We start from the raw sequence: 12,449 nt of genomic DNA, 5'->3' as shown, positions 1-12,449 counted from the left end.
GGCCAGTCCGCTCACATGTGAGCGGGCAGTATATCAGCTAGAAAACCGCTTGCGCTTGGCAATATTCACCATTTGAAAGGAGGACTTTTATGGCTCACCACAGCCATGTTATCAGTACGCTGGTCACCACCGAAAAACAGGCGCTTACCCTGTCGCTGTTCGGTTGTATCACCTTTGCCATCTTCGGCATCGGCTACGGCCTCTTCGTCGGTTCCAACGCCATCATGCTCGATGGTATCTTCACCCTGTTCAGCATGGGCATGACAGGCCTCGGTCTTGTTACCGCCTATCTCGTTACCCGCCCTTCCGATGCGCGCTTCCAGTATGGCTACGCCCACTTCGAGCCCATCACCAACGTCATCAATGGCACCATTATTCTGCTGCTCTGCCTTGGCGCTCTCTATAGCGGCATCACCACCCTGCTGGATGGCGGACGGGAGATCGATCTCGGCCACGCCCTCATCTATGCCGCCGTCTCCACCTTCTTCTGCGCCATCATCTATCGCATCGAAGCCCAGGTCGCCGAGCAGGTAGACTCCGAGCTGGTGCGGGTCGATTCCAAGGAGTGGCTGGTGGATACCCTGCTCAGCGCCACCCTGCTTATCGGTTTCGTGGTCGCCATCGGCCTCGATGCCATCGGCTACGGCCAATACAACCGCTACATAGACCCGGTGCTGGTCTCGCTGCTGGCCCTCTGCGCCACTCTCATTCCCATCAAGGTGCTCGGTCGCAACCTGCGGGAAGTGTTGAAGATCGCCCCCAAGGGAGATGTGCCACGGCAAGTCGAGCAGGAGATCGAGGCGCTGCGCCAGCGCCACGGCATCGAGTGCTACAGCCATCTGGCCAAAAGCGGTCGCCGCTTCGATCTGGAATTGAACATTCTGGTGGCGCCGGGTCAGGAGTGGCCCGTCGAACGTCAGGATGCCCTGCGTCAGGAGCTCTGGTCTCGCCTTGGCGACACCCTGGGGGATGCCTGGCTCTCGGTCTGTTTCACCCGCGAAAAGCGCTGGTTGTAACGACCGCACGGGGGAGAGCGGCACCGCCGCCTCCCCCTGTCGCATCACAACCCCATCACGCCCCACTGACACTGCTCTTGCCAAATTGGCGCCAGCCGCTATCATCAGGGCTCATTTTTCACCCGAGGTTTTATTGCCCATCATGGACAATCCCCGAAGTTGCCCTTCGTCTCTCTCTGTCAAAGCCTATCTTTTTCTGCTTAATCAGCGCCTCTGAATAACACCTTTGCCTTGCTGTTACTGCGGCCATCGCGCGCCGTGATTACTCTCTGCTCTGTCTGTTTTTATTGAGGTCATACAATGGAATTGCTGCTGGATCCCCATATCTGGATTGGTCTGTTTACCCTGATCATTCTGGAAATCGTGCTGGGGATCGACAACCTGGTCTTTATCGCCATCCTGGTGAAAAAACTGCCCCCCGCCCAACGAGACAAGGCGCGCGTCATCGGCCTGTCGCTGGCCCTGCTGATGCGACTTGGGCTCTTGAGTGTCATGTCATGGCTGGTCACCCTGACCACCCCGATTTTGCACCTGTGGGATCACCCCTTCTCCGGTCGGGACCTGATCCTGATGGGGGGCGGCCTGTTCCTGCTGTTCAAGGCCACCTCCGAGCTGCATGAGCGGCTGGAAGCCAAACCCCAGGATGATGGCCCGGTCGGCGCCTACGCCAGCTTCGGCGTGGTGATCGCCCAAATTCTGGTGCTAGATGCGGTCTTCTCGCTCGACTCCATCATCACTGCCGTCGGCATGGTGGAACACCTTGGCGTGATGATGGCCGCCGTGACCATCGCCATGGTGGTGATGGTGCTCGCCTCCAAGCCGCTGACCCGCTTCGTCAACGCCCACCCCACCGTGGTGGTGCTCTGTCTGAGCTTCCTGCTGATGATCGGCTTCAGCCTGGTGGCGGAAGGATTTGGCTTCCATATTCCGAAGGGCTACCTCTACGCAGCCATCGGCTTCTCGGTGCTGATCGAGTTTTTCAACCAGCTGGCCCAGCGCAGCGCCATGCGTCACGAATCCAAACAGCCCCTGCGTGAGCGCACCACCGCCGCCATCTTCAAATTGATGGGCAGCAAGGCCTATCAGGATCAGCCGGATGACGATCTGGATGCCCCGGCCGTAGCGCCGGTGAGCTTTGGCGAGGAAGAGCGCTATATGGTGACCGGCGTACTGTCGCTGGCCGAGCGCTCCATTCGCACCATCATGACCCCGCGCTCGGAGATGGCCTGGATCGATATCAACGACTCCAGCGACGAGATCCGCGCCCTGCTGCAGCGCGAGCCCCACAGCCTGTTCCCCATTTGCGACGGGGATCTGGACGAGGTGATCGGGGTGGTCAAGGCGCGCGATCTGCTGTTTGCTTTGAACGAAGGACAATCCTTAAGCGAACTGGCCAAGCAGAACGATCCCATTATCGTGCCGCAGACCATCAACGTGATCCGCCTGCTGGCGGAGCTGCGCAAAGCCAAGGGGAGCCTTATTCTGGTCTCCGACGAGTTTGGCGTGATCCAGGGGCTGGTCACCACCCACGATCTGCTGGAGGCCATCGTCGGCGAGCTGCCGGACGAGGACGAAACCCCGGATATCGTGCGCGATGGCGAAGGGTGGCTGATCAACGGCAGCACCAACATCCACCATGTGGAGCAGGTGCTGGAGCACGAGGGGCTGGTAAGCGAGAGCGATGAATACGTGACCCTGGCGGGCATGCTGCTCTCCCACTTCGGCACTCTGCCCACCCCGGGCCAGCAGTTGCAACTGCAGCAGCTCAACTTCGAGGTGATCGAGGTGAGCGAGCGGCGCATCGAGCGGGTGAAAGTGATGCCCGCCGCGGCTTGAACCTGCCACCAGCAGAAAACAGAAGAGGGCCAGACGGCCCTCTTTTTTATGCTTTAACTTTATGCCTCAACGCCTCCTTTCCCGGCGGTTTGTGCTGATTGCTGCATCAAGCACAATTCTCTTGTGCAATTACCCCTCTTTTTCACAACAAGATGGCGGCATAAAGTGGCCTCACTTCCACCATGAGGAACTCAAGATGAGCCACGATCACCTGTTCTGCCCGCTGCGCCTCGGCCAGCTGCACCTTGCCAACCGCATCGTCATGCCCCCCATGACCCGCTCCCGTGCTAGTCAGCCGGGTGATGTGGCCAACGCCATGATGGCGAGCTACTACGCCCAGCGCGCCGAGGCGGGCCTGATCATCAGCGAAGGCACCCAAATCGACCCCATGGGTAAGGGCTATGCCTGGACGCCGGGGATCTACAGCGCCGAGCAGATCGCTGGCTGGAAAGGGGTGACCGATGCCGTGCACACCAAGGGGGGCACCATCTTCGCCCAGCTCTGGCACGTGGGCCGGGTCACCCATCCGGACAACATCGGCGGCGCCCAACCCATCTCCGCTTCAGCCCTGCCCGCAGTGGGCGTCAAGGTGTTCGTCGATAACGGCAGCGATGCGCCGGGCTTTGTCGAGACCGTCACTCCGCGCACCATGACCCAGGCCGATATCGATGCGGTGGTGGGCCAGTTCCGCCAAGCGGCTCGCAACGCCATCAGCGCCGGTTTTGACGGCATCGAGCTGCACGCCGCCAACGGATACCTCATCAACCAGTTCCTCGACTCCGAATCCAACGCCCGCACCGACAGTTATGGCGGATCGCTGGAAAACCGGCTGCGCTTTCTCAAAGAGGTGACAGAAGCGGTTAGTAGCGAAATCGGGGCCGAACGTGTCGGGGTGCGTCTTGCGCCGCTCACCACCCTCAACGGCACAGTCGATGCCAATCCGCAGGAGACCTATCTGGCGGCCGCCCGTCTGCTGGGCCAGCTCAACGTGGTCTACCTGCACATTGCCGAAGCGGACTGGGACGATGCCCCCCTGATGCCGGGGAACTTCAAGCAGGATCTGCGGGATGCCTTCCCCAACACCCTGATCTACGCCGGTAAATATGATGGTGATCGTGCACGCGCCGCCCTCGACGCGGGCTGGGCCGACATGATTGGTTTTGGCCGCCCCTTCGTCGCCAACCCGGACCTGCCGAACCGGTTGCGCCACGGCTATCCGCTGGCCCCCCACGATCCGGCCACCCTGTTTGGCGGCGGCGAGAAGGGGCTGACAGACTACCCCGTCTACCAGGCCGAGGACGCAACCACCAGTTGCTGATTGCGAATGGCCAACCGGCCACGTGACGCAGGCCCCACTGGTTGGGGCCTGCCGTATTGTTGCCCATTCGCAGCAGTGGCAGTTTCTCTGTATTGCTGTTGCAATGACCTCGTTATTCTCTCCCCTCGCTTTCACAAGGAGTCATCATGAATCACACCCAAGCCTGGTGCTGGCATGCCCCCGGTGAACCGACCCAGCTTACCCTCGCCGATCTGCCCCTGGCACCGCTCGCCCCTGACGAGGTACTGGTGGCCAACCGGGTCATCGCCTTCAATCCGGTGGACTGGAAGCTGATCGAATATGGCCACTCAAACTGGCAGGATGGTCAGGTGCCCGGCGTCGATGGCATGGGCACTATCGTGGCCCTCGGCGCCAACGTCAGCCATCTGCGCCTCGGTGCCCGGGTCGCCTACCACACCGACCTGCGCCACCACGGCAGCTTTGCCCGCCACACCCGGGTACCAGCCCGTGCCCTACTGCCGGTGCCCGATGCCCTGAGTGACGAGGCAGCCGCCGCCCTGCCCTGTCCCGGCCTCACTGCGTGGCAGGCGCTGGCCAAGCTGCCGCGCCTGCACGGAGAAGCACTGCTCATCACCGGCGCCGGCAGCAGCGTCGGCCGCTTTGCGGTGCAGCTCGCCCTCCAGCAAGGAGCGCGAGTCTTTGCCAGTGCCAGCTCACGCCACCATCACTGGCTCAAGCAGATAGGTGTGCAGGGGGTGGCCGATTATCGGGATCCCGACTGGCTGGCCACCTTACAGGCCGCTAACGGCAACGAGCCGTTCGAGGGGATCATCGATCTGGTCTCCAGCCAACAGGCAGAGAGCCTGCTGCCTGCCCTTGGCTACTACGGTCACATGGTGACTGTGCTCGGGCGCATCCCGCACAACCCGCTACCCGCCTTTAGCCATTGCCACTCATTGCACGAGATTGCGCTGGGCGCCCAGCACGCCTTTGGCTCGGACAAACAGTGGAGCCGACTGGTGGCCGCCGGTGTCGCCATGATGGAGCAGATGGCGAGCGGCGAGCTAACCCTGCCGCCGCTGGTGGTCGGCGACTTTGAGGAACTACCCACCCTGCTCGAGCGCTTCAAGCGCGAAGGACAGGGAGAAAAGTTTTTGGTGCGAGTGGTGTAACGCTGACCTGCCCCGATAACCACACCGGCCATTGAAACGAGAGAGGCCCGCCAGTGATGGCGGGCCTCTCTTTATATAGTGCATGTCATCTCGACTTCATTGGCGCCTGACTCAATGCAGGATCACGCCGTGAGCCTCGGCATAACTGCGGATCTCCCGGGTCAGGCGCGCCTTGTCGGCCACAGAGAGCCAGCTCGCCTCAACGGCATTGAGCGACAAGCGGCAGAGCTGACTCATGGTCGCGCCGAGGCCATCGGACAGCGCCGCAAAGTTGGCATTCATATAGCCGCCGAAGTAGGCGGGATCATCGGAGTTGATGGTGACGCAGAGCCCCTGCTCCAGCAGTCGCAACACATTGTGCTGGGCCATATTGCCGAATACCTTGAGCCGGGTGTTGGAGAGGGGGCAGACGGTGAGCGGCAACCGGGTATCCGCCAGATAGCGCAGCAGCTCGGGATCGTCTGCCGAGCGCACCCCGTGATCGATGCGGCATACCTGCAGTTCGTTGATCGCCTGCCAGATGTAGTCGGCAGGGCCCTCTTCACCGGCGTGGGCCACCACCGGCAGCCCCAGCTCGCGGCATTTGGCAAAAATCCGGGCAAACTTGGTCGGCGGATTGCCCCTCTCCCCCGAGTCGAGGCCGATGCCGTGAATGCGCGACAGGAAGGGCATAGCCTCTTCCAACGTCGCAAAGGCATCCTCCTCGCTGAGGTGGCGCAAAAAGCTCATGATCAGCCGCCAGCTGATGCCAAACTCCTGCTCCCCGCGCTGCAGCGCCCGCTCGATACCGCCCAGCACAGTAGCAAAAGGAACGCCGCGGGCGGTGTGGGTCTGCGGGTCGAAGAAGATCTCCACATGCACCACCTTGTCGGCGGCGCAACGCTCAAGATAGGCCCAGGTGAGGTCGAAGAAGTCCTGCTCGGTCACCAGTACGCTGGCGCCGCGATAGTAGAGGTCGAGAAAGGATTGCAGGCAGTCAAAGTCATAGGCGGCGCGCACGCTGGCCACGTCGGGCCAGGGCAGCGGCACGCCGTTGCGGCGGCCCAGCTCAAACATCAGCTCGGGTTCGAGGCTGCCCTCGATATGCAGGTGCAGCTCCAGTTTCGGCAGTCCGGCGATAAATTGCGCGGCGGTGAGGTGTTCGGTTGTGACTGGCTTGGGAATCGGGGTGTCCATGGCAACGGCTCCATCAGCAAAGTGATCCGGCGTCAGCCCCTCCACCAGACTGACCCGACGGCAGCTTTATTGTGCACCGAAGTGGCAAGACAGGGGAGACTTGTCATCAAACAGACTTATAATGGCGTCACAAAAATCATAAATGATTGAACATCTTAACGATTGGCGGCTCGCCTGCGCCCTGACAAGGAGTTTTCATGAAGAAGAACGTCATCTGCGATATCGACGGTGTCATCCTGCACAATAACGATCTCATCCCCGGTGCTGACCGTTTCGTCCATCGCCTGCTGGAGCAGGGCAGCAAGCTCTTGTTCCTCACCAACTACCCGGCCCAGACCCAGAAAGATCTGCAAAACCGCTTCCGCTCCGCCGGGATCGAAGTGCCGGAAGAGTGCTTCTACACCTCCGCCATGGGCACCGCCGACTTCCTCAAGCGTCAGGATGGCAAGAAGGCTTATGTGATCGGCGAAGGGGCGCTGACCCACGAACTCTACAAGGCCGGTTTCACCATCACCGATATCGACCCGGACTTCGTGGTAGTGGGCGAGACCCGCAACTACAACTGGACCATGATGCAACAGGGCGCCAAGTTCGTCGATCAGGGGGCCCGCTTTATCGCCACCAACCCCGATACCCACGGCCCCATGATGCACCCGGCCTGCGGCGCCCTGTGCGCCCCCATCGAGCGGATGACAGGCAAGAAGCCGTTCTATGTCGGCAAACCGAGCGCCTGGATCATCCGTGCGGCGCTCAACCGGATGGAGGCCCACTCGGACGACACCATCATCATCGGCGACAACCTGCGCACCGACATTCTGGCGGGCTTTCAGGCCGGTCTCGAGACGGTGCTGGTGCTCTCCGGGGTGAGCAAGGTCGCCGATATCGACCGCATGCCGTTTCGCCCGAACCATATTTTCGACTCCGTGGTCGACATCGATATCGTCTAATCACCACCCAAGCGTTAAACAGGGCAGGTCTCTCCTGCCCTTGCAGGATCTGTTATGGAACCCATTCTGATCGCCGTGGCCTTTGGCTGCGGCATGCTGGTCAATCTGATTGGCCTGCCCCCCCTGCTCGGCTTTCTGGCCGCCGGTTTTATCCTCAACGGCATGGGATATGAAAATACCCCCGCCCTGAGCGAGGTGGCCGATCTCGGCGTCACCCTGCTGCTGTTCACCATCGGTCTCAAGCTCAATATCAAGACCCTGATGCGGCGCGATGTCTGGGGCACCACCAGCCTGCACCTGCTGCTCTCCACCCTGCTCTTTACCGTGGTTCTGTTGGTCTGCAAGGGACTGGGGCTTGAACTTGCCCTCTCGCTGGACTGGAAACTGGCGCTGCTGCTGGGCTTTGCCCTCTCCTTCTCCAGCACTGTCTTTGCGGTCAAGGTGCTGGAAGATCGCAGCGACATGAATGCCCTCTACGCCCGCATCGCCATCGGGGTGCTGGTCATGCAAGACGTGTTCGCCGTAGCATTTCTGGCCTTTTCCAGTGGCAAGTGGCCCAGCATCTGGGCGCTCTGGGTGCTGGGATTGCCGCTGCTGCGCCCGCTGCTGTTCAAGCTCTTGGAGCGGGCCGGTCATGGCGAGCTGCAGGTGCTGTTCGGGGTGTTTCTGGCGCTGGTGGTGGGGGCTGCCGGTTTTGAAGTGGTCGGCCTCAAGCCGGATCTGGGAGCCCTCATCATCGGCATGCTGCTCGCCTCTCATCCGGCTGCGGCAGGGCTGGCCAAGGCGCTCTTCAACCTCAAAGACCTCTTTCTGGTCTGCTTCTTTCTCACCATCGGCCTCAACGGTCTGCCGACCCACGACACCATGTTGCTGGCACTGGCGCTGGTGCTGGCCCTGCCGCTCAAAAGCGCCCTCTACTATCTGGTCTACAGCGGCGCTCACCTGAGGGTGCGCACCGCCCTGCTCTCGACCTTGGCGCTCACCAACTTCTCGGAGTTTGGCCTGATCGTCGCGGCCATTGCCGCCAAGGCGGGCTGGCTCTCCCACGAGTGGCTGGTGGCGGTCTCGCTGGCGCTGGCGGCGAGCTTTATGATCTCCGCCCCGCTCAATGCCCAGAGCGAGCGAATTTATCACCGCATCGGCCACTGGCTGCGGGGATTGCAGGCGAGCAACCTCCATCCGGAAGACAGGCCCATCGAGCTGGGCGATGCCGAGGTGATCATCCTCGGCATGGGGCGGATCGGTCAGGGGGCCTACTTCGAGCTGGAGAACAAGTACGGTAACGTCATCCTCGGGGTGGAGAACGACAGCGAGAAGCTGCCCACCCTGCGAGCCCAGGGGATGAACGTCATCGAGGGGGATGCCACCGATACCGACTTCTGGGACAAGGTGCTGCTCTCCAATCAGGTCAATCTGGTGCTGCTGGCGATGCCCCACCATTCGGGGAATCTCTACGCCATCGAGAAGCTGCGCAGCCACGGGTTCAACGGCAAGATCGCCGCCATCGTCCGCTTCGAGGATGATATCGCCTCCCTGCAAGAGCAGGGGGTGGATGCGGTGTTCAACGTCTACAACGAAGCGGGCAGCGGCTTTGCCCGTCATGTGATCCGCCGCTTGCAGCCGCTTTGAGTCGTCGGCCAGCAGCCCTTGGCAAGGGCTCTTGGCAAGGAGGAACGCATCGTTTAAGTTATGCACAACCTCGTTTAATAAAACGAACAAACGCGGGGCCGGGATGGCCCCGCGTTCCTATCTGCCGAAGCCAAGGAGGCACCATGAAGACCCTCAACGACTGGATTTTGCCGGGCCGCCACGAGGCGGCCCCTACCCCGCTGATGCCAGCCCCCGAGCGCATTAAAGCGGGCAACCCGGCGCAAACGGTGTGGAACCACTACTCCGACCCAAGCCAGCAGTTTCACGTGGGCTTCTGGGCTTGCGAGCCGGGCCGCTGGGCCATCCACTACACCGAGCACGAGTATTGCCAGCTGCTGGAGGGGGATGTGGTGATCCACGACAGTGAGGGCGGCCAGCTTGCTCTCAAACCCGGGGATCAATTCGTGATTCCGGCAGGCTTTGTCGGTGAGTGGGAGACCCTCACCCCCTGTCGCAAGGTCTACGTCATCTTCGAACCCGCCTCGGCTTGACGTTCACGTCACCCTGCCCCGTTGCAACAATCCTTATCCTGTTGATCTGCTTGACGCTTACGGCATGATTTTCTGCGGTTTTCCCGCTTGCAAAAGGTTTTTCCGCTAGGCATTGTGTCTGACGAGGAATGTAAATGGAATTTCGAGCCCAAACGTGGGGGGCTCATATAAAAATCAAGAGGATTACCGCCAATGTGTTCAATTTTCGGCATTCTGGATATCAAGTCCGATGCAGTAGCCCTGCGCAAATCGGCGCTGGAGATGTCCAAGCGACTGCGTCACCGCGGGCCTGACTGGTCCGGCGTCTATAGCTCCGACAAAGCCATTCTGGTGCACGAGCGTCTGGCCATCGTCGACCCGGGCAATGGCGCCCAGCCGCTCTACAACCCCGAGCGCACCCATGTGCTGGCGGTCAACGGCGAAATTTACAACCACAAAGAGCTGGAGAAAACCCTCAAGGTCGACTTCCAGTTCCAGACCAAATCCGACTGTGAAGTGCTGCTCGCTCTCTACAAGGAGAAGGGCCCGGCGTTTCTCGATGATCTCAACGGCATCTTTGCCTTCATTCTTTATGACGCCGAACAGGATGCCTACCTGATTGGTCGCGACCACATGGGGATCATCCCCCTCTATACCGGTCGCGACGAGCACGGCAACTTCTATGTCGCCTCCGAAATGAAGGCGCTGGTGCCGGTCTGCAAGAGCGTCGAAACCTTCCCGCCGGGACACTATCTGTGGAGCAAGGATGGCGAGCTCAAACAGTGGTACAAGCGCGACTGGATGGAGTACGCCGCGGTCGAGCACAACGTCAGCGACAAGGCCGAGCTGAAAGCCGCGCTGGAAGCGGCGGTCAAACGCCAACTGATGTGCGACGTGCCCTATGGCGTGCTGCTCTCCGGCGGGCTGGACTCCTCCGTCATCTCCGCCATCACCAAGCTCTATGCGGCGCGCCGCATCGAGGACGATGGCAAGAGCGAAGCCTGGTGGCCGCAACTGCACTCCTTCGCCGTCGGGCTGGAAGGGTCGCCGGATCTCGCCGCCGCCCGCAAGGTGGCCGATCATCTGGGCACCATCCACCACCAGATCCACTTCACCGTGCAGGAGGGTCTGGATGCCCTGCGCGACGTCATCTATCACCTCGAGACCTATGACGTCACCACCATCCGCGCCTCCACGCCCATGTATCTGATGGCCCGCTACATCAAGGCGATGGGGATCAAGATGGTGCTCTCAGGTGAAGGCTCTGACGAGCTGTTCGGCGGCTACCTCTACTTCCACAAGGCGCCCAACGCTAAAGAGTTCCACGAAGAGAACGTGCGCAAGCTCGCCTCTTTGCACCTCTATGACTGCCTGCGCGCCAACAAGTCGATGGCAGCCTGGGGGGTGGAGGGTCGCGTACCCTTCCTCGACAAGGAGTTCATGGACGTGGCGATGCGCTTGCAACCTGCCGACAAAATGTGCGGCAAGGGCAAGATCGAGAAGCATATCCTGCGCGAAGCGTTCGAGGATCTGCTGCCCCACGAAGTGGCATGGCGTCAGAAGGAGCAGTTCTCCGACGGCGTGGGTTATTCGTGGATCGACAGCCTGAAAGCCATGGTAGAACAAGAGGTGACGGATCAGATGTTCGAGGCGGCCGCATTCCGCTTCCCCATCAACACCCCGCTCACCAAGGAGGCCTACTTCTATCGCGCCATCTTCGACGAGCACTTCCCGCTGGAAGCCGCCGCCCGTACCGTGCCCTACGGCAAGTCGGTCGCCTGCTCCACCCCCACCGCGCTGGAGTGGGATGCCAAGTTCAAGGAGATGGCCGACCCGTCCGGCCGCGCCGTGATGGACGTGCACCAGCAGGGCTACTGAGCCTGCACGCCAAACCGAGCGGGTAACGTCAGATAGCAAAAAGCCCTTCATCATGGTGAAGGGCTTTTTCATGTCCCCATTGCCACGCCCGCCAAATCATATTTGGCCATGCAGATAGTTGATTTTTCATAAATATTAAATTTCTTTACCGAGTGGCCATGCATTGACAGGGAGCGCGTCGATTGACTATGCCTGAAGGGTGATCAACAGGATCACTAGGATGACAACAAGGATCGGGAGGGGGCATGGACGCTCACACTCTATCAAGGACCGCCCTGCTGACAGCACTGCTCGCCAGTCCGTCTGCAATGGCGAATGACAATATCGTGGTACTGCAGCTTTGCAAGGCCTTCAGCAATGAAAAGCTCGACATCAACATCGCCGACGCCAAGTTCCACCACATGTTCTGGCGCTGGGGAGACTCAGGCTGCCAATTTGGGCTGGGGGTACGTGGCGGGACGCTCAAGGTAGAAGATGAAGATAGCGCCAGACTGGGGGGCGGCGCCCGTATCGAATGCCAATGGGGTAACTGGGTAACCTGGCTCCCCGGCGAAATGGTCTGGCTCGATCAGTACCAATTTGGCACTCGCGGCCACGGCTACAAGGATTACGGCGGCCCCTTCCAGTTCACTCTGGGTATCGGCCTCGGTTACACCATCACCAAGAATTGGCTGATCGGCTATCAGTATGAGCACATGTCCAACGCCTATATGTATGACAAGAACCCGGGGCTGGACAGCCATACCCTCCATATCGAGTACCGTTTTTAGCCAAACAGCTGCCACTGCTATACGTACAACAATGTCTAGTCCTGAAATAGGTTTACACATTTTCGGCTAGCTTTGCTCCACTCAGAACCCCCGATGTACCGCATCGGGGGTTCTGTATTTCAACGCATGATGCGGCCGCTCCGCGTTGTAAATATCCACCGCTTCACGCACCATTTCCCGCGCTTGCGTCAAATCCTGCGGGCTTTGCAACAATAACTCTCCTTTCAAAATCCCGTTCACCCGCTCCGCCAACGC

Annotated in this window: 11 protein-coding genes; 9 read left to right on the top strand and 2 right to left on the bottom strand. The window is 60.5% G+C overall.

Annotated elements, in window-relative coordinates; genetic code table 11:
• Nucleotides 1-89 precede the first annotated feature (89 nt).
• The 4 genes from AB5Y84_RS14435 (at nt 90) to AB5Y84_RS14420 (ending at nt 5,303) form a co-directional block, all read left to right on the top strand.
• Nucleotides 90-1,016, top strand: coding sequence for a cation diffusion facilitator family transporter (locus AB5Y84_RS14435; RefSeq protein WP_005361338.1), 927 nt, complete (start codon nt 90-92; stop codon nt 1,014-1,016).
• A gap of 300 nt (nt 1,017-1,316) precedes the next feature.
• The gene (locus AB5Y84_RS14430; RefSeq protein ID WP_058056661.1) at nt 1,317-2,852 is read left to right on the top strand and encodes a TerC family protein; all 1,536 of its coding nucleotides are present in this window, start codon (nt 1,317-1,319) and stop codon (nt 2,850-2,852) included.
• Nucleotides 2,853-3,048: 196 nt separating this feature from the next.
• Nucleotides 3,049-4,170, top strand: coding sequence for an alkene reductase (locus AB5Y84_RS14425; protein ID WP_368177223.1), 1,122 nt, complete (start codon nt 3,049-3,051; stop codon nt 4,168-4,170).
• Between the two features lie 146 nt (nt 4,171-4,316).
• Nucleotides 4,317-5,303 (top strand): zinc-binding dehydrogenase, encoded by a 987-nt coding sequence (locus AB5Y84_RS14420; protein WP_368177222.1) that lies wholly within the window; start codon nt 4,317-4,319, stop codon nt 5,301-5,303.
• Nucleotides 5,304-5,414: 111 nt separating this feature from the next.
• Here the strand turns inward: AB5Y84_RS14420 and AB5Y84_RS14415 are convergent, their stop codons facing one another.
• Entirely contained in the window at nt 5,415-6,479 is a 1,065-nt protein-coding gene (locus AB5Y84_RS14415) for an adenosine deaminase (protein ID WP_368177221.1), read from the bottom strand.
• Nucleotides 6,480-6,676: 197 nt separating this feature from the next.
• Between AB5Y84_RS14415 and AB5Y84_RS14410 the strand changes: the two genes are divergently transcribed.
• The 5 genes from AB5Y84_RS14410 (at nt 6,677) to AB5Y84_RS14390 (ending at nt 12,194) form a co-directional block, all read left to right on the top strand.
• The gene (locus AB5Y84_RS14410) at nt 6,677-7,426 is read left to right on the top strand and encodes an HAD-IIA family hydrolase (RefSeq protein ID WP_005337281.1); all 750 of its coding nucleotides are present in this window, start codon (nt 6,677-6,679) and stop codon (nt 7,424-7,426) included.
• A 54-nt stretch (nt 7,427-7,480) separates the two neighbouring features.
• Nucleotides 7,481-9,055 (top strand): cation:proton antiporter, encoded by a 1,575-nt coding sequence (locus AB5Y84_RS14405; RefSeq protein ID WP_368177220.1) that lies wholly within the window; start codon nt 7,481-7,483, stop codon nt 9,053-9,055.
• A 143-nt stretch (nt 9,056-9,198) separates the two neighbouring features.
• Nucleotides 9,199-9,567, top strand: coding sequence for a cupin domain-containing protein (locus AB5Y84_RS14400; RefSeq protein ID WP_129503815.1), 369 nt, complete (start codon nt 9,199-9,201; stop codon nt 9,565-9,567).
• A gap of 192 nt (nt 9,568-9,759) precedes the next feature.
• A complete protein-coding gene (gene asnB, locus AB5Y84_RS14395; protein WP_139463991.1) occupies nt 9,760-11,424 on the top strand; it encodes an asparagine synthase B in 1,665 nt (554 codons plus the stop codon).
• Nucleotides 11,425-11,669: 245 nt separating this feature from the next.
• Nucleotides 11,670-12,194, top strand: a complete 525-nt coding sequence (locus tag AB5Y84_RS14390) for an acyloxyacyl hydrolase (RefSeq protein WP_368177219.1) — start codon at nt 11,670-11,672, stop codon at nt 12,192-12,194.
• Between the two features lie 81 nt (nt 12,195-12,275).
• Here AB5Y84_RS14390 and AB5Y84_RS14385 read toward each other — a convergent pair.
• Nucleotides 12,276-12,449, bottom strand: a 174-nt coding sequence (locus tag AB5Y84_RS14385) for an integrase core domain-containing protein (RefSeq protein WP_159159201.1), incomplete at its 5' end; no start/stop codon positions are given.

Origin of the sequence: Aeromonas sp. s11, assembly GCF_040907945.1 — a bacterium.
GTDB classification, from domain to species: Bacteria; Pseudomonadota; Gammaproteobacteria; order Enterobacterales; family Aeromonadaceae; genus Aeromonas; species Aeromonas veronii.
The sequence above is the reverse complement of the archived record's forward strand: the minus strand, read 5'-3'. Positions and strand labels throughout refer to the sequence as shown.

Excerpts from the sequence above, each read along its gene's own strand:
- AB5Y84_RS14435 (WP_005361338.1), top strand. The coding sequence starts at position 90 with ATGGCTCACCACAGCCATGTTATCAGTACGCTGGTCACCACCGAAAAA.
- AB5Y84_RS14430 (WP_058056661.1), top strand. The coding sequence starts at position 1,317 with ATGGAATTGCTGCTGGATCCCCATATCTGGATTGGTCTGTTTACCCTG.
- AB5Y84_RS14425 (WP_368177223.1), top strand. The coding sequence starts at position 3,049 with ATGAGCCACGATCACCTGTTCTGCCCGCTGCGCCTCGGCCAGCTGCAC.
- AB5Y84_RS14420 (WP_368177222.1), top strand. The coding sequence starts at position 4,317 with ATGAATCACACCCAAGCCTGGTGCTGGCATGCCCCCGGTGAACCGACC.
- AB5Y84_RS14415 (WP_368177221.1), bottom strand. The coding sequence starts at position 6,479 with ATGGACACCCCGATTCCCAAGCCAGTCACAACCGAACACCTCACCGCC.
- AB5Y84_RS14410 (WP_005337281.1), top strand. The coding sequence starts at position 6,677 with ATGAAGAAGAACGTCATCTGCGATATCGACGGTGTCATCCTGCACAAT.
- AB5Y84_RS14405 (WP_368177220.1), top strand. The coding sequence starts at position 7,481 with ATGGAACCCATTCTGATCGCCGTGGCCTTTGGCTGCGGCATGCTGGTC.
- AB5Y84_RS14400 (WP_129503815.1), top strand. The coding sequence starts at position 9,199 with ATGAAGACCCTCAACGACTGGATTTTGCCGGGCCGCCACGAGGCGGCC.
- asnB (WP_139463991.1), top strand. The coding sequence starts at position 9,760 with ATGTGTTCAATTTTCGGCATTCTGGATATCAAGTCCGATGCAGTAGCC.
- AB5Y84_RS14390 (WP_368177219.1), top strand. The coding sequence starts at position 11,670 with ATGGACGCTCACACTCTATCAAGGACCGCCCTGCTGACAGCACTGCTC.